We start from the raw sequence: 17323 nt of genomic DNA, 5'->3' as shown, positions 1-17323 counted from the left end.
TTTTGTTTCTGTTCTACATAAGTAGGCGAAATGATGAGAATAATAACTAATAGTTTGATTATTCTATGCTTTATTTTTACTGAATTTGTTTCCGCAGCACCTTATGAACGAGGTATTCCAACAGAAGCTCAATGGGATTTAAAAACGCCCATTACAACATTGATGCAACTGCGCCAACAAAAAACACTATATGCATTTGTGGGAGATAAATTACGACCTGTTGCAGAGCTTTGCCCTAACCAAGGTTTTTATGCATCAGTAGTGGAGGGCGATTACTACAGAATACAATTTGGAAATGCTCAAGGTTATCTTGAAGCAGGTTATTTAGAAGATGGCTATTTTGAAGATATTGCTTCTATTAAACCCGAAAAGAAAACACGTTTCTTATCAGATAGCACGAAGAAAACAGATTATCCTATCTACGAATATTTAATTACGACAAAAAATACCCCCATCTATAGTGATAAAGATATTGCTAGCTCACAAATAGCAATACTTTTATCCAACTTACGTTACCCTGTGTTATCACGCACAATAAAAGAAGACGCTGATGGAAATAAAATCAATTGGTTTGAAATTTCTTTAGGCGGCCGCTTAGGTTATATTTCATCAAGAAATGTAAAGCCTGATTTAGGGATACCCGTACTCACCTATCATCATATTCTCAAAGAAACGGAAAACCACAATTTTCGCCATACATCAACGACAACATCATTAACTGCATTTACAGAGCAGATGAATTATTTAAAAGATGCGGGATATGAAACACTTTCACTAAATCAAGTTGCAGGCTATTTAAATAAAAGTGTCAATTTACCGGGTCGAGCTGTTGCATTAACATTTGATGATGGTTTGCAGTCTGTTTATCGCTATGCTTATCCTCTTTTAAAAGAAAATGGCCAACGAGCAACATTATTTGTTATCTCTTCACGAATAAAATCTGAAACAGCTAAGTGGACACCTAATTCATTGCAATTTATGAGTTGGCAGTCACTTAAATCGAGTCGTGATGTTTTTGATATTCAATCACACTCCCATTTTTTACATCGTTTAGATAATAATAAAAAACCTATTATCTTTAGTCGCCAATCCCACACAATTATATTGGATTTGCAACGTTCACAACGTGTATTGCGGTTATTAAATCCACATCAATATGCCTTTGCATATCCTTTCGGTGGATATAATCAAAGAGCAATCAATGCCGTCAAAACGTCGGGTATGACATTGGCGGTGACGACTCAGCAAGGAAAAGTTCGTTTAGGTGATCCACCTTTCGCTCTAAAACGACTTTATGCTTTGAGCACAGATCCCATTGAGAAATTTGCGAGGATGGTGGGTAATGATGAATATGAAGTGGTTAATAAAAATATTGTTGTTGATAAATAATTAAAAAGAAAATTTATAATCTTAAAAAATACCTTTGATATTTATTGAAGGTATTTTTTATTTCTCTATTACTTATTCAGTTAAGATCAATAAATAACTTATATTTTTCAGATGATTATGATTATTTTTTAGTGATAAAAATTTATTTTTTTCTGTAAGCTAGCAATCCAAATTCAGCATGGAGCTAGTTATGAAAAAATCTATATCCATATCTTCTTATGATTCTGCATTTAAACGTTTTATGATGAATGTGAGTAATGCGAAAGACTTTTTCTTTGTCCATTTACCTGAGGACTTAAAAAGCCATTGTGATTTTTCAACGTTACAATTACAAAATTCTGCTTTTATCGATATTAACTTACGTTCTCGTATGTCTGATATTTTATATTTAGTGAAAACCAAAGAGGGTGATATCTCTATTTATTTACTGATAGAACATCAATCTAAGCCAGATAAAATGATAGCTTGGCGTATGATGAATTATGCGTTTTACACTATGAATCAACATTTACAGCAAGGTTATAAATCTTTACCTCTCGTTGTTCCCATTCTGTTTTATCATGGAGAGAAAAAACCTTATCCTTTTCCTGTTAATTGGATGTCATGCTTTCCGCTTAATTCACTTGCTAATAAACTTTATTCTAATAGTTTCTCTTTAATTGATTTGACCTCAATTGATGATGATATTTTACTGACACATAAAAAAGCGGCGGTAATGGAAATTGCGATGAAGCATGTTAATAGTTGTCATGATATTAATGAGATTGCAATACTTCTATCAAAAGCAATAAATCAGAAAAACTGCAGAGATGAAGACACGATTGCTGTTGTAGAATATTTATTCTCAATTATGGACGCATCAGACTTTGAGTTCATTTTAAATAAGATAGTTGAACAAGTAGATAACCACAAAGAGGTGATTATGAATATAGCTTGGAGATTAGAAAATAAAGGATTTAATTTAGGTGTAAGCGAAGGGTTTGAAATAGGCAAAAAGGAGGGGATCGAACTGGGCAAAAATGTAGGTATTGAATTAGGTAAGAATGTAGGTATTGAATTAGGTAAGAATGTAGGTATTGAGATTGGAAAAGCTAAAGGCATTGAAATAGGAAAAGTTAAAGGCGTTGAGTTAGGCAAAACAGAAGGCATTGAAATCGGTAAAAAAATAGTACAAATGGAATTAGCTCAAAACTTATTAAAAGAGAATTTTGATCTTTTATTTATCGAAAAAATATCCGGTTTAACTATTCAAGAAATTGAAGAATTAACAGTATAATAATTAAACTATCTGTTTTATATAATGTTAAATTAAAAGTATTCTAATATATTGTTTATACTATTTTATTTTTTTTAATCATTTTAAATTTATTACATGTTACTTTTATTAAATCATTTAATAAAAACCGCCTTTATGATTTTTAATTAAATAAATTAAAGGCGGTTTTATATTATTTGAATTTTAATTAACGACCCAAATAATTATCCCAATCTTTCCATACTGGTTGTAATCCTCGCTCTTTTAATACGTTAATAACATCATTTACATGACGATTATCATTAGGCGAAAATTGCTCTAATTCTTCATGGCTATCAGAATATCCACCGGGCTGAGTTTTAGATCCTGCACTAATATTATTAATTGCTAACGGTACTGTGTTATCGCGAAAATATGGAGATTCACGCGTTGAAAGTGAAAGTTCAACATCAGGTGCTAAAATGCGAAAAGCACAGATCAACTGAACTAACTCCGCTTCACTCATTACTGAAGCAGGGCTAAGTCCACCAGCACAAGGACGTAAACGAGGAAAAGAGATAGAGTAACGACTTTTCCAATAGCGCTTTTGTAAGAACGAAAGATGTTCTGCCACCATATAACAATCGCTACGCCATTGACTTGAAAGACCAATCAATGCACCTAAACCAATTTTATCAATCCCTGCTTGCCCTAATCTATCAGGTGTTTGTAGTCGCCAATGAAAATCTTGTTTTTTACCTTTTAGATGATGAAGCTGATAAGTTGGTTCATGATAGGTTTCTTGATAAACCATGACACCATCAATACCCAGTGTTTTTAATTCTGCATACTCTTCTGTTGCAAGAGGTTGAACCTCCATCATTAATGAACTGAAATTCTCTCGAATAAGAGGGATATATTGGCGAAAATAATCCATACCCACTTTTCTTTGATGTTCTCCAGTTACTAATAACAGGCTATCAAAGCCTAATTGTCTGATGCTATTACATTCGGCAATGATCTCACTTTCATCTAATGTTTTGCGTTTAATGGCATTACTCATTGAAAAGCCACAATAAGTACAGTCATTTGCACATAAATTAGAAAGATAGAGTGGAACATATAATCCCACAATATTACCAAAACGTTGTCGAGTAAGTTTTTGAGCGCGTTGAGCCATAGGCTCTAAGTAATGCCGACCTGCAGGCGAAATTAACGCCATAAAATCATCAAGTGTAAGTGTATGGCGATTTAATGCGGCTTCAACATCCGTATTGGTTTTACTATTGAGTTTTAATGTAATGTCATCCCAGTCGAGTTGTTGCCAATAATCCGAAAATGTTTCCATTAGAACGCCCCTAAGTATTGGGTTAATGGGCTAGAGGCTTGTGCTTGCATATTCACAATTGAAGCGGGGATGGCAAGTCCTGATTGTCGAGCAAGCTCGCCTGCATCAAGCGCTACTTTAAATGCTTGTGCCATTAAAACAGGATTTTTAGCAACAGCAATTGCGGTATTCACTAAGACTGCATCTGCACCTAACTCTAAAGCTTCAAGTGCGTGGCTTGGTGCACCAATCCCTGCATCAACAACAACAGGTATTGAGGCTTGTTCAATAATAATCCGTAGAAAATCACGAGTCTGTAAACCTTGATTTGAACCAATAGGAGAACCTAAAGGCATTACGGCTGCACAACCAACTTCTTCTAAGCGACGACACAAAACAGGATCAGCACTACAATAAGGTAAAACAACAAAACCTTCTTTAACGAGGATTTCAGCGGCTTTAAGTGTTTCAATAGGGTCGGGTAATAAATATTTGGTATCAGGATGAATTTCTAATTTTACCCAATGAGTGCCAAAAGCTTCTTTGGCTAAACGAGCCGCAAAAACAGCTTCTTGTGCTGTTTTTGCACCGGATGTATTAGGTAGTAATTTTACCCCTAATGATTTAAGTGGTGCGATTAAATCATCATTACCATTTTTTAAATCCACTCGCTTCATTGCCATTGTAACTAATTGGCTACCCGAAGCCTTAATGGCTTCCGTCATTAACGTTGGTGTTGCAAATTTCCCTGTGCCTGTAAAAAGTCTCGATGTGAATGTTGTATCAGCAATTTTTAACATATCAGCCCCCTGCAATTGCTTGGAAGAGAAGAATAGTATCGCCATCATTAATAAAATGTGTTTCCCAGTTGTCACGGGGAACAATGGTTTCATTGATGGCAAGTGCAATACCAATTGGTGGTTGCTCTAGCTGAATAAGGAGCTGACAAATAGTGACAGGCATATCCAGAGAATATTGTTCGTCATTTACGGTAATGTTCATACTACCCCCCGACAAACAGGACATGTTTTTGATGGTGCTAAACGCAAAGTACTCCAATTTTGTTTTCTACCATCGAAAAGGCGAAGTTTTCCACTTAGAGTACAAGGTAAGCCAGAGAGCAATTTAATTGCCTCAAGTGCCTGAAGTGTACCAATCACACCCACAACAGGACCTAAAATTCCGGCTGTTCTACAATTGCGTTGTGGTTCGGTTTGATCTGGATAGAGGCAGTGATAGCAGCCATGCGTAAAAGGAGGTTCAAACACCGTAAGTTGGCCACTAAACCCTACGGCACTGCCACTGATAAGCGGAGTTTGCTGCGCAACACAAGCACGATTAATCGCTTGGCGTGTGAGCATGTTATCTGTGCAATCTAAGACTAAATCAGCCTCTTTAACTAATTTAGATAATGAGTCATCATCAATACGTTGTTTATAAGAGGTAATTTTTATCTCTGGATTTAATGCGAGCAGAGACTGCCTTGCAACCTCTGATTTTGCATTAGGAATATCTTGAGTTCGATAAAGAATTTGACGTTGTAGATTAGAAACATGCAACTCATCATCATCAACTAAAATAAGCTCCCCAATACCTGCACCAGCAAGATAAAGTGATGCAGGAGAGCCTAATCCACCAAGTCCAACAATCAGTACTCTTGCTTGTTGAAGTTTATTTTGACCCTCTAAGCCAATATCTTCTAACATCACTTGTCGGCTATAACGCATAAAATCATTATCATTTAGCATGATGGTTTTCCCTCCACTAATTCTAATAATTTACGTGTTACTTGTTGCCAATCTGGCGCTTTTGTTATTGCACTGACTAAGGCAACACTACCGACACCAGTTGCAACAACATCAGGTACTCTCTCTAGCGAGATCCCACCAATAGCAACAGTTGGAAAATTAGGTGTCTGCTCTACTTGATGTTTCAGCGCATCCAAACCTTGGGGTTTGGATGGCATATCTTTAGTTGTCGTTGGAAAGATATGTCCTAATGCGATGTAAGATGGACGCAATGCTTTCGCTCTTTGTAATTCCGTTTCATCATGAGTAGAAATACCAAGGCGTAACCCTGCTTTTTTTATGGCATCAAGATCCGCAATATCGAGATCTTCTTGGCCAAGATGAACACCGTAGGCGTGATGTTTAATAGCCAGTTGCCAATAGTCATTAATAAACAGTCTTGCGTGATACTGTTTACCTAGTTTTATTGCTTCAACGATCTCTTGTTCAACATCGTTTGGTTGTTTATCTTTTATGCGTAATTGCAGGGTGGTAACGCCTGTTTTTAACAGGCGTTCGATCCATTCAACAGAATCAACAACAGGGTAAAGCCCAAGTTTTTTTTCTGTTGATGCAAAGGGGGGGTTAGAGGATCTGTTCATTTTCAGTCACCTCAACACTGGCGATTTCTGCACTGTGGTATAACTCACTTCCATGCTCTTTAAAAGCTTGAGACATTTGCTCCATGCCAGCCGCATAATCGCGTACTTCTTGTGTTATTTTCATTGAGCAGAATTTAGGGCCACACATTGAGCAGAAATGAGCGACTTTTCCTGATGCTTGGGGCAAGGTTTCATCGTGATATTGGCGTGCGGTTTCAGGATCAAGAGCTAAATTAAATTGATCTTCCCATCTAAACTCAAAGCGAGCTTTTGACATTGCATTATCACGAATTTGAGCTCCTGGATGTCCTTTGGCTAAGTCGGCGGCATGAGCAGCAATTTTATAAGTAATAAGCCCTTGTTTTACATCTTCTTTGTTAGGTAAACCTAGATGCTCTTTAGGGGTAACATAACAGAGCATTGCACAACCAAACCAGCCAATCATTGCTGCACCAATACCTGATGTGAAGTGATCGTAACCTGGTGCAATGTCTGTAGTAAGAGGACCTAATGTATAAAATGGTGCTTCATGACAATGCTCTAATTCTTCTGTCATATTGCGACGGATCATCTGCATTGGAACATGACCAGGGCCTTCTATCATGACTTGAACGTCATATTCCCATGCAATTTTTGTCAGTTCACCTAAGGTATGTAATTCAGAAAATTGTGCTTCATCATTTGCATCTTGAATTGAACCCGGTCTCAATCCATCGCCTAGAGAAAGGGAAACATCATAAGCTGTGCAAATTTCACAGATTTCACGGAAATGTTCGTAGAGGAAATTTTCTTTATGATGTGATAAACACCATTTAGCCATTATCGAACCGCCACGAGACACAATACCCGTTAGGCGTTTTGCCGTCATTGGTACATAACGTAACAATACGCCTGCATGAATAGTAAAGTAATCAACGCCTTGCTCGGCTTGTTCAAGCAAGGTATCTCGGAACATTTCCCAAGTGAGATCTTCAGCAATACCGTTAACTTTCTCAAGCGCTTGATAAATTGGAACTGTACCGATAGGAACGGGGCTGTTACGAATGATCCACTCACGCGTTTCATGAATATAACGGCCTGTTGAGAGATCCATTACGGTATCTGCCCCCCAGCGTGTAGACCAAATCAGTTTTTCAACTTCTTCTTCAATGGAGGAGGTTACAGAAGAGTTTCCGATATTGGCATTCACTTTCACTAAGAAATTACGCCCAATAATCATCGGTTCTGATTCAGGGTGATTGATATTGGCAGGAATGATAGCTCGGCCTGCAGCAACTTCTTGGCGTACAAATTCAGGGGTAATATTGTCAGGAAGATGTGCACCAAAGCTGAATCCTGCATGCTGTTGACGTAAAACTTCGCTACGAATTCTCTCTCGGCCCATATTCTCACGAATAGCGATAAACTCCATTTCAGGTGTAATAATACCTTGGCGAGCATAATGCAATTGCGTCACACTCTTTCCATTTAACGCTTTTTTAGGGCTTGGCTTTAAAGGAAAACGCAGATGTTCTAATCCAGCGTCGGCAAGGCGCTGTTGGGTGAAATCCGAACTTAAAAGAGAAAGTGCTTCAGTATCATTGCGCTCATCAATCCATGGTTGGCGTATTTTTTTTAATCCAAGATTAACGTCAAGTTGAGAATCAGGATCGCCATAAGGGCCTGATGTGTCATACACAGGTACAGGTTCATTATCTTCAAAAATAGGGGAATCTTTTGATCCTCCTACTAGTGTTTTATCAAGTTGGATCTCACGCATTGGTACTTGAATATCAGTACGTGATCCTTCGAGGTAAATACGGTTTGAATTTGGGAAACTGACACCTTGAATAGTGCTGATAAACTCTTGAGCTGCATCACGCTGCTCTTTTCGTGGGCGATGTTTGTTGCTTGTTGCTGAAATATCTTTAACGGATATAGTTTGATTTTGGGACATAGCATTTCCTAATAAATATCATGCAGGCTAATTGCCTGTCGGGTGAATATTGAGAAAAATGCTTGTCTGGAGGTCGCAGGGAGTATCGACAGATAGGTGTATATAAGTGTGTAAAAAATATACGCAATGAAGCTATCAAAAGGTCGAATCACTCTTGTTCCCTTCGCGGGTATTAACCCGATCAGGTTCCGCGGATCCCGAATTAACGGTCTCAGCCTGTGTTTATAATAGCCTTATAAACACTAGGCACTCCGACAAGAAGACGTCCAGTATATGAAAGATTTTAAAAACTACAAGTCCGACATGGGTTATTTATTTAAATCCCAATGTTGTTGTTCCCACGCTTTTTCATCTGAAACTAGAGTTAATTTTTTATCTGCATTAACCGCGATAACATGGCCTGCTTGGTAACATAATGGGAGATCATTAGATGAATCAGTATAGAAATAAATATAAACATTATTAATGTTATTGGCTCCTTTCTATTGATTTAAATGCTCAACTTTTCCTTCTCTAAATGTAGGAATCCCTTCAATAAATCCAGTGTAATGATTGTCTTTAATTTGCATATCAATACCCATTGAAACGTCCGCATTGAGTTGCTTTGCAATAGCATGAACTAGAAAGGACACTGTTGCTAAAATAATTATAACGGGAATGTTTTGCTGTCGATATTGTGTAATTATTGATATTCCTTGTGGGTAAGGTAGAGGCTGAATTCTTATTTCAGTGAAGTCATTAACCCAATGATTTATCTAATCTATATTATAATTTTTAAAATATGTTAGATGTTGAAAAAGATATTGGTTTATATCTGGTTTTTCAGCGTAATAGTCTGCGAACATTTGTTCATCTAGTTTAAAAAATGAGGATCTGTAACTATATTTTTATCCCACAAATAGTTTGTCCATAAGCGACTAGAATCTCCTGCTAAAAGTGTTTCATCTAGATCAAAAATAGCAATTTTGTTTTTTGCTTTATCTGTCATTCTAACGCTTCTTATTATTAATGAAATTTATATTTATATTTAAGGATTTTAATGAATTATAGAAGATAGTCATAATTCATTGAGTGGTTCTTGCTAAAAAGAGTATCCTCTACTCTATATCATTATTTTGGATAGAATGGTCGTTATGCATTTATATACATTATCAGGGTCAGAAAAGGGCTGGTGGACAGTCAGTCTTGGTGGCCGAGTATGGTTACCTAAAGGCGAACTTCCGTTTGGCTTAGCTAAAGATTGGGATCTCATTGGTCAGCACGCCAAAATTGTTGGTGAATGGCAAGGTGAAACTGTTTGGCTTATTCATGGAAAAATGGATAACGACATGTGTTCACCAAGGCTTATTGCTTCACAAGATGAAAACTTATTTAAGTTAGTTGGTCGTGGCGTTCAACTGGCTGAGTTTTATCGTTCTCACCGTTTTTGTGGTTACTGTGGTTCTAAAATGCGCCATAGCGAGAGTGAATGGGCATGTTTATGCGATAACTGCCATGAACGCTATTATCCGCAAATTGCCCCTTGTATTATTGTGGGGATTCGTCATGAAGATAAAATCTTATTAGCACATCATGTTAGGCATAAACATTCACCTCTTTATACTGTACTTGCTGGTTTTGTTGAGGTGGGTGAAACCTTAGAAGAAGCCGTAGCCCGTGAAGTGTTTGAAGAGAGTAATATTCGTATTCGTAATATTCGCTATGTATCCTCTCAGCCTTGGCCATTCCCTCACTCCTTAATGATGGGCTTTTTAGCTGACTATGATGGTGGTGAACTACGCCACGATCCTTCTGAATTAACGAGTGCAGCTTGGTATCGTTACGATCAATTACCGCAGATCCCACCGCCAGATACTATTGCTCGACGCTTGATAGAAGATACGATAGCCAATATTAGACAAGATAAAGAAAAGAACTAAATAAAGGCGCTGTCTGCCAACAGTTATTTTTCCAGCATGTTACAATGCCTGCTATTTTTGCGGCCCTATTACTGTTAATGGAGTTAGTCATGAGTGAGTTGAAAAACGACCGCTATTTACGTGCGCTGTTGCGCCAATCTGTTGATGTCACCCCAGTTTGGATGATGCGTCAGGCAGGCAGATATCTTCCTGAATATAAGGAAACACGGGCACAGGCGGGGGATTTCATCTCATTGTGCAAGAACACCGAATTGGCTTGTGAAGTGACATTACAGCCTTTAAGACGCTTTCCTTTAGATGCTGCTATTTTATTTTCTGATATTTTAACTATTCCAGATGCAATGGGATTGGGTCTTTACTTTGAAACAGGTGAAGGCCCTCGTTTTAAATCACCAATAAATAGTCTTGATGATATTAAAAAGCTACCTATTCCTGATCCTGAAGATGAACTGGGATATGTGATGAATGCAGTACGTGCCATTCGTCATGCATTGCAAGGTAGTGTGCCATTAATTGGTTTTTCGGGAAGCCCTTGGACGCTGGCAACCTATATGGTTGAAGGTGGAAGTAGTAAGGCCTTCACAAAAATTAAAAAAATGATGTATTCAGAGCCTCAAGCACTACATCTATTACTGGATAAACTCGCAGATAGCGTTATCCTTTATTTGAATGCTCAAATTAAAGCGGGTGCACAATCCATTATGATCTTTGATACATGGGGTGGTGTGCTAACAGGGCGTGATTACCAACTTTTCTCATTACACTACATGCATAAGATTGTTGATGGTCTTATTCGCGAATACGATGGAAGAAAAGTTCCTGTAACCTTATTTACTAAAGGTGGCGGTCGTTGGTTAGAAGCAATGGCAGCAACAGGTTGTGATGCATTAGGGCTAGATTGGACGATTGATATTGAAGATGCACGTCGTCGAGTAGGGGATAAAGTTGCGTTACAAGGCAACATGGATCCTTCTATGCTGTATGCACCGCCTGCCCGAATAGAGCAAGAAGTCGAAACTATTCTTGCTGGGTTTGGTAAAGGTAACGGTCATGTCTTTAATCTTGGGCACGGTATTCATCAAGATGTTCCACCAGAACATGCTGGTGCATTTATTGATGCGGTTCACCGTTTATCGAAGCCTTATCATCAGGATAATGATTAATACCCAGCAATTGCGTCAGGAGCAGACAGAAAAAGCTCAACAGATTATTTTAACGGACCAATTTACAGCACCAACTTACATAGCAGGTGCTGATGTTGGTTTTGAAGAAGGTGGCGCAGTTACTCGCGCCGCCATTGTGATAATGCATTACCCTTCTTTTGAAATTCTTGAATATCAAATTGCGCGAATACCTACAACCCTCCCTTATATTCCTGGTTTACTTTCGTTTAGAGAGTGCCCTGCATTACTGACTGCTTGGCAACTAATCAAACAAAAGCCTTCACTTATTTTTGTCGATGGACAAGGTATTGCTCATCCTAGAAGGCTTGGTGTCGCAAGTCATTTTGGTTTATTAGTGGATACGCCTACTATTGGCGTGGCAAAAAGTCGTTTATGTGGCATTGATAAAGACGTCAATGAAGAGATGGGAAGTCATGAGCCGTTAATGGATAAAAATGAGCAAATAGGGTGGATTTATCGCAGTAAGAAAAAATGTAAACCCCTGTATATTTCTCCGGGTCATAAAGTGAGTATGAATGGCGCTTTGCAGTGGGTTGAGTTGTGTATGAAAGGATATCGATTGCCAGAACCTACACGTTGGGCTGATGGTATTGCTTCAAATAGGCGATTATTTGAGCAGTTGAATAAGAATAAGCTCTAAATGACCGGGAAATATGTGGATATTTTTAATTTTCAGGTAAACTGCGCCTAAGTTAAGAAAATGAGTAATCACGAATGTTGAAGAACCCAATCCATTTACGTTTAGAAAAGCTGGAAGCTTGGCAACATCTGACGTTTATGGCGTGCCTGTGTGAGAGAATGTACCCAAATTATCAGGTATTTTGTCGTGAAACAGGATTTACCGATCCAATGCTTTATCGCCGTATTCTCGATCTGGTTTGGGAAACTTTAACGGTGAAAGATGCAAAGGTTAATTTTGATTCTCAATTAGAGAAATTAGAAGAAGCTATTCCTGATGCATCTCAGTTCGAGATTTATGGTGTCTATCCTGCGATTGACGCTTGTGTTGCACTTAGTGAAATTGTTCACTCTCGTTTAAGCGGTGAATCATTAAGTCACGCTATTGAAGTGAGCAAATTATCAGTAGGGACAGTTGCTTCACTTGAAATGACACAAGCAGAAAGAGAAATGAGCGAAGAAGAGCTTAGATCTCTACCTGCTGTTATTGAAGAGTTCGATATCCAATGGGAAATTTACCGTCTACTTGTAGAATGTGAAGAAAGAGATATCGAACTGATCAAGGGTCTACGTGCAGACCTTCGTGAAGCTGGAATGAGCAATATCGGTATAGAATTAACGCACTAAATCAGAAAAACGTGATTTAGTGCTTGAAAAGCGACGTTTAAAGACTTCACATCACCCCTGTGTATGTTCTACATTGGGTACGAAAAGAAGTGGCTCAGGTGTTTTACTTAATTTATCCTCTTAAAAAGATAAGTTAAGTTTTTTCACCAGATGTTTTTCAAACGATAAAACATACTTTAAGGACTATTTTATGAACAAAGCTGAATTAACCGAATCAGTTGCTGAAAAAGCGGATCTGACAAAAACTCAAGCAAAAGCTGCTATTGAAGCGTTTATCGATTCAGTAACAGGTGCTCTGAAAGAAGGCGATTCTGTACAGTTAGTTGGTTTCGGTACATTCAAAGTGAATCACCGTGCAGAGCGTACTGGTCGTAACCCTCAAACTGGTAAAGAAATTAAAATTGCAGCAGCTAACGTTCCTGCATTTACTGCCGGTAAAGCACTGAAAGACGCAGTAAAATAATTCCTTTGAACGGAATGAACAATAGAGGGGGATTTACTCCCCTTTTGTTGAAACGACAGGGGCTGTTAGCAATAGGGTCTGCTTTTTTGCTCAGCGCCTGCTCCTCTACTGTGCAACTACCTGAATTTTCTGCAACAGGTTATATTGCAGATGAAGGTGTTGTCCGGCTATGGCGTTTAAATAATAAAGTGTCAGAGCCTCAAGTGATCATGAGTGTTTATAGCTTTTATAAAAAGCCAGAAACTGTCATCACATTCTATGAGTATCGTCAAAATAAGCTTTGGCAAGTCCGCTCTGAAGTTATCAATCCAAATGATCCCTCCTCTTGGCATCTTCGTTTAAATAAACGAGGTGAAGTTATTTTCATGCAACAAGAAAGCCAGAAGCAAAAACGAGCATTGACAGAAGATGAGCGTTTAAGAATGGTATTTGCTGCAAGTAAAGTGCGTGAAATTAGTGAAGCGCTTACTATTGGGAAAGTAAATTTAGTACAGGGTATTTGGTATCAAAATACGATGACAACATGTGCTGGTGAGAAGGTGAGTGTTTCATTTGAAGGTCCAGAACAACGTTGGTTAAAAACAAGAACACGTAATTCAAGTAAGCCTTCTTATGTTGCTTGGCTTGATTCACCAGAAGGTAAGCAACTACTTATGGTTGCAGAACACGATTTTTGTAAATGGGAACCAACAAAAGAGAGCTTGTGATCACTCCCTTTTGCTGTTGTTAATTTATTTCTTTAAGCGCGCAATCGCTCGATAGCCGATATCATGGCGATAAAAACTACCATTCCAATGAATATCTTTCGCTAAGGCATAAGCATTTTGTTGAGCCTGCTCGATATCATCACCTAATGCGGTCGCACATAATACTCGCCCGCCAGCAGTGATAACGTCGCCTTTGTCATTGAGTGTTGTTCCTGCTTGAAATACTTTTGCCGTTGTTGATGATGTTGGTTTTAAGCCTTTGATAACATCACCTTGACGATAATCTTCAGGGTAGCCGCCAGCTGCAATCACAATCCCTAAAGCTGGACGAGGATCCCAAAGGGAATCTTTATCTTTTAAGTTACCTTTTGCTCCAGCTAAACACAGCTCAACTAAATCAGATTGCATACGCATCATAATAGGTTGAGTTTCTGGATCACCAAAACGACAGTTAAACTCAATAACCTTAGCAATGCCTTGTTTATCAATCATCAGTCCTGCATAAAGGAAACCTTGGTAACGATAGCCTTCAGAAGCCATTCCTTTTACTGTCGGATAAATGATTTTTTCCATTACTTGCTGGTGGATTTCTGGTGTAACTACAGGTGCTGGTGAATATGCTCCCATTCCCCCTGTATTAGGTCCAGTATCTCCATCACCAACACGCTTATGATCTTGGCTTGTTGCCATTGGAATAACGTGTTCACCATCAACCATCACAATAAAGCTAGCTTCTTCGCCATCAAGAAATTCTTCGATAACAATACGATGACCTGCATCACCAAAAACATTGCCAGCCAGCATATCTTTAATTGCGGCTTCAGCCTCAGCTTGTGTCATAGCAACAATAACGCCTTTACCTGCGGCTAAACCATCTGCTTTGATAACAATCGGCGCGCCTACTTTATTAAGGTACTCAAGTGCAGGTGCTATTTCTGTGAAATTTTGATAATCCGCAGTTGGAATTTTATGACGAGCTAAAAAATCTTTTGTGAAGGCTTTAGAGCCTTCTAACTGCGCGGCTCCTTTTGTTGGGCCAAAGATGGTCAATCCCGCTTCTTTAAATGCATCTACAACACCAATAACCAGTGGTGCTTCAGGGCCCACGATAGTCAAATCAATTTTATTTTCGAGAGCAAATGCGACTAATGCAGGAATATCTGTTGCACTGATAGCGACATTCTCAACACCACTTTCTAATGCAGTGCCTGCATTACCTGGCGCAACAAAAACCTGCGTTGCAAGCGACGACTGAACCGCTTTCCAGGCTAAAGCATGTTCACGACCGCCATTACCAATAATCAAAATCTTCATATCAATACCTTATTAATGACGGAAGTGACGCATATTGGTGAAAATCATTGCGATGTTATGCTCATTTGCAGCTGCGATCACTTCATCGTCACGAATTGAGCCGCCAGGTTGAATAACACAAGTCACGCCGGCAAGTGCTGCTGCATCAATACCATCTCTAAATGGGAAGAATGCGTCTGATGCCATTGCACAGCCTGCAACTTCTAAACCTTCATCAGCAGCTTTAATACCTGCAATTTTTGCAGAGTACACACGGCTCATTTGTCCTGCACCAATACCGATTGTCATATCGTTTTTAGCGTAAACAATGGCATTTGATTTTACGAATTTGGCGACTTTCCAGCAGAAGAGAGCATCTTTAAGTTCACGCTCACTAGGTTGACGTTGGGTGACCACTCTTAAGTTTTCTTCTTTTACCATGCCTAAGTCACGATCTTGAACTAACAGCCCACCATTAACACGTTTGAAATCTAATGCTGGTTTGGCTTCTTGCCATTGACCACAAGCTAATACACGAACATTTGGTTTAGTTTCTAAAATTGGTAATGCATCTCCATTAATAGAAGGGGCAATGATTACTTCAACAAACTGACGTTCGATGATTGCACTTGCTGTTTTTGCATCTAATGGCCGATTGAATGCGATAATGCCACCAAATGCAGAAGTTGGATCAGTTTTAAATGCATTGTCATATGCTTGTGCGAGCGTGTTCGCAATTGCAACACCGCAAGGGTTTGCATGTTTCACAATAACACATGCAGGCTCGGAAAATGATTTCACACATTCTAATGCTGCATCAGTATCAGCAATATTATTATAAGAAAGTGCTTTGCCTTGTAATTGGTTTGCAGTGGCAATAGATGCTTCTTCTATATTCTCTTCTATATAGAAAGCTGCTTGCTGGTGAGCATTCTCACCATAACGCATATCTTGTTTCTTTATATAGTTCAGATTTAAGGTACGAGGGAAAGTACCTGATGGTTGTGAAGTATCACCATAATAAGGTGCAACCTTCTTGCCGAAGTAGTTAGCAATCATTCCGTCATAAGCAGCTGTGTGTTCAAAGGCTTTAATCGCCAAATCAAAGCGTGTATCTAAAGTAAGGCTATTTTCGTGATTATCCATTTCTTCAATCACTCTTTCATAGTCATTACTATTTACTACAATCGTAACGTCTTTATGATTTTTTGCCGCGGAGCGAACCATTGTTGGTCCACCAATATCGATATTCTCCACAGCATCTGTTAATGAGCAATCTGGACGAGCGACTGTTTTAGCAAAAGGATAAAGATTTACGACGACCATATCGATAGGACGAATTTCATGTTCTTCCATAATTGCATCATCTTGTCCACGACGACCTAGGATCCCACCATGTACTTTAGGATGCAGTGTTTTCACTCTGCCATCCATCATTTCTGGAAAGCCTGTGTAGTCGGAGACTTCAATAACCGGTAAGCCAGCTTCTGCTAATAGACGTGCGGTTCCACCTGTAGATAAGAGTTCTATTTTTCTTTCAACAAGTGCTTTAGCAAATTCTAAAATACCTGCTTTATCAGACACACTTAAAAGTGCACGGCGGATAGGACGAAGATGTTGCATGAGTTTTATCCCTTGGGGTTGGTATAACGGTAGTAATGGTGAAGTTAAATCACATTAATACAGTGAAATTGTGTTTGCTTAACTAACATTTCAGAAGATGGACACAAAATCAATCTTACTTAATCGACCGCTATAATAACGCAAACGTTTGCGTTTGACATGCTAATTTTATATAAAAAGGTGCTCTGTGGATAAGGTTGTTGATAAATGCGTATAAGTGGGGGGTTTGCTGTGGAATTAAGCAAACGATTTTTTTTCTTAAAAAAACTATTGCCAGCCTCAGAAAACTCCCTATAATGCGTCCTCGTTGTCACGGCGAACCACGCTAAGTGAGTTAGCCGAGAGAACAGAGAGGAAAGAAAAAATTTGAAAAAACTCTTGACTCTTCAGAGGAATAACGTAATATACGCCTCCTCGCAACAACGCAGAAGACCAGAAACGGCAGCGAATGTTGCACTGCTCTTTAACAAATTATCAGACAATCTGTGTGGGCACTCGCAGAGACGATATCTTCTAAAATATTAGATGTATCAAGTCTTGAAGAGTGAACAACA

18 protein-coding genes and 1 riboswitch are annotated in these 17323 nt (G+C 38.7%); of the genes, 8 read left to right on the top strand and 10 right to left on the bottom strand.

Annotation, left to right across the window (positions count from 1 at the left end; all coding sequences use genetic code 11):
- Window positions 1-33 precede the first annotated feature (33 nt).
- Window positions 34-1389, top strand: coding sequence for a polysaccharide deacetylase family protein (locus DK857_RS18315; protein ID WP_109402945.1), 1356 nt, complete (start codon window positions 34-36; stop codon window positions 1387-1389).
- A gap of 190 nt (window positions 1390-1579) precedes the next feature.
- Complete coding sequence (locus tag DK857_RS18310; RefSeq protein WP_109402944.1) at window positions 1580-2665, top strand: Rpn family recombination-promoting nuclease/putative transposase; 1086 nt, start codon at window positions 1580-1582, stop codon at window positions 2663-2665.
- 187 nt (window positions 2666-2852) lie between these two features.
- On the opposite strand, the gene thiH is transcribed toward DK857_RS18310, so the two are convergent.
- From thiH to DK857_RS19510, 8 genes are all read right to left on the bottom strand, one after another.
- A complete protein-coding gene (gene thiH, locus DK857_RS18305; protein WP_109402943.1) occupies window positions 2853-3971 on the bottom strand; it encodes a 2-iminoacetate synthase ThiH in 1119 nt (372 codons plus the stop codon).
- A complete protein-coding gene (locus tag DK857_RS18300; RefSeq protein WP_109395540.1) occupies window positions 3971-4750 on the bottom strand; it encodes a thiazole synthase in 780 nt (259 codons plus the stop codon). The genes thiH and DK857_RS18300 overlap by 1 nt, the downstream gene beginning before the upstream one ends.
- A gap of 1 nt (window position 4751) precedes the next feature.
- On the bottom strand, window positions 4752-4952 hold the full coding sequence (gene thiS / locus DK857_RS18295; protein WP_109395539.1) for a sulfur carrier protein ThiS: 201 nt from the start codon (window positions 4950-4952) through the stop codon (window positions 4752-4754).
- On the bottom strand, window positions 4949-5698 hold the full coding sequence (locus tag DK857_RS18290) for a HesA/MoeB/ThiF family protein (protein ID WP_109402942.1): 750 nt from the start codon (window positions 5696-5698) through the stop codon (window positions 4949-4951). The genes thiS and DK857_RS18290 overlap by 4 nt, the downstream gene beginning before the upstream one ends.
- Window positions 5692-6339: a thiamine phosphate synthase gene (gene thiE, locus DK857_RS18285; protein ID WP_109395537.1), complete on the bottom strand. Its 648-nt coding sequence runs from the start codon at window positions 6337-6339 to the stop codon at window positions 5692-5694. Before thiE ends, DK857_RS18290 begins: the two co-directional genes overlap by 7 nt.
- Window positions 6323-8275 carry a phosphomethylpyrimidine synthase ThiC gene (gene thiC / locus DK857_RS18280; protein WP_109402941.1) on the bottom strand — a complete coding sequence of 651 codons (1953 nt, stop codon included), beginning with the start codon at window positions 8273-8275 and terminating at the stop codon, window positions 6323-6325. The genes thiE and thiC overlap by 17 nt, the downstream gene beginning before the upstream one ends.
- 141 nt (window positions 8276-8416) lie before the next feature.
- Window positions 8417-8539, bottom strand: a riboswitch (TPP riboswitch).
- 218 nt (window positions 8540-8757) lie between these two features.
- The gene (locus DK857_RS19445) at window positions 8758-8958 is read right to left on the bottom strand and encodes a haloacid dehalogenase-like hydrolase (protein WP_234566563.1); all 201 of its coding nucleotides are present in this window, start codon (window positions 8956-8958) and stop codon (window positions 8758-8760) included.
- A 170-nt stretch (window positions 8959-9128) separates the two neighbouring features.
- Complete coding sequence (locus DK857_RS19510; protein ID WP_261247119.1) at window positions 9129-9263, bottom strand: hypothetical protein; 135 nt, start codon at window positions 9261-9263, stop codon at window positions 9129-9131.
- Window positions 9264-9408: 145 nt separating this feature from the next.
- Between DK857_RS19510 and nudC the strand changes: the two genes are divergently transcribed.
- From nudC to DK857_RS18245, 6 genes are all read left to right on the top strand, one after another.
- Complete coding sequence (nudC, locus tag DK857_RS18270) at window positions 9409-10194, top strand: NAD(+) diphosphatase (protein ID WP_098944038.1); 786 nt, start codon at window positions 9409-9411, stop codon at window positions 10192-10194.
- A gap of 89 nt (window positions 10195-10283) precedes the next feature.
- Complete coding sequence (hemE, locus tag DK857_RS18265; protein WP_109402940.1) at window positions 10284-11357, top strand: uroporphyrinogen decarboxylase; 1074 nt, start codon at window positions 10284-10286, stop codon at window positions 11355-11357.
- Window positions 11350-12018, top strand: a complete 669-nt coding sequence (nfi, locus tag DK857_RS18260; RefSeq protein WP_109402939.1) for a deoxyribonuclease V — start codon at window positions 11350-11352, stop codon at window positions 12016-12018. The genes hemE and nfi overlap by 8 nt, the downstream gene beginning before the upstream one ends.
- 74 nt (window positions 12019-12092) lie before the next feature.
- Entirely contained in the window at window positions 12093-12683 is a 591-nt protein-coding gene (locus DK857_RS18255) for a YjaG family protein (protein ID WP_075673760.1), read from the top strand.
- 190 nt (window positions 12684-12873) lie between these two features.
- Window positions 12874-13146, top strand: coding sequence for an HU family DNA-binding protein (locus tag DK857_RS18250; RefSeq protein WP_004246922.1), 273 nt, complete (start codon window positions 12874-12876; stop codon window positions 13144-13146).
- Between the two features lie 44 nt (window positions 13147-13190).
- A complete protein-coding gene (locus tag DK857_RS18245; protein ID WP_227003219.1) occupies window positions 13191-13853 on the top strand; it encodes a DUF1481 domain-containing protein in 663 nt (220 codons plus the stop codon).
- Window positions 13854-13877: 24 nt separating this feature from the next.
- On the opposite strand, the gene purD is transcribed toward DK857_RS18245, so the two are convergent.
- Both purD and purH read right to left on the bottom strand, forming a co-directional pair.
- On the bottom strand, window positions 13878-15167 hold the full coding sequence (purD, locus tag DK857_RS18240; RefSeq protein ID WP_109402938.1) for a phosphoribosylamine--glycine ligase: 1290 nt from the start codon (window positions 15165-15167) through the stop codon (window positions 13878-13880).
- 12 nt (window positions 15168-15179) lie between these two features.
- Entirely contained in the window at window positions 15180-16769 is a 1590-nt protein-coding gene (purH, locus tag DK857_RS18235; protein WP_109402937.1) for a bifunctional phosphoribosylaminoimidazolecarboxamide formyltransferase/IMP cyclohydrolase, read from the bottom strand.
- Between the last annotated feature and the right edge of the window lie 554 nt (window positions 16770-17323).

Source organism: Proteus terrae (assembly GCF_003144325.1).
In the GTDB taxonomy this organism is placed as follows: domain Bacteria; phylum Pseudomonadota; class Gammaproteobacteria; order Enterobacterales; family Enterobacteriaceae; genus Proteus; species Proteus terrae.
The sequence above is the reverse complement of the archived record's forward strand: the minus strand, read 5'-3'. Positions and strand labels throughout refer to the sequence as shown.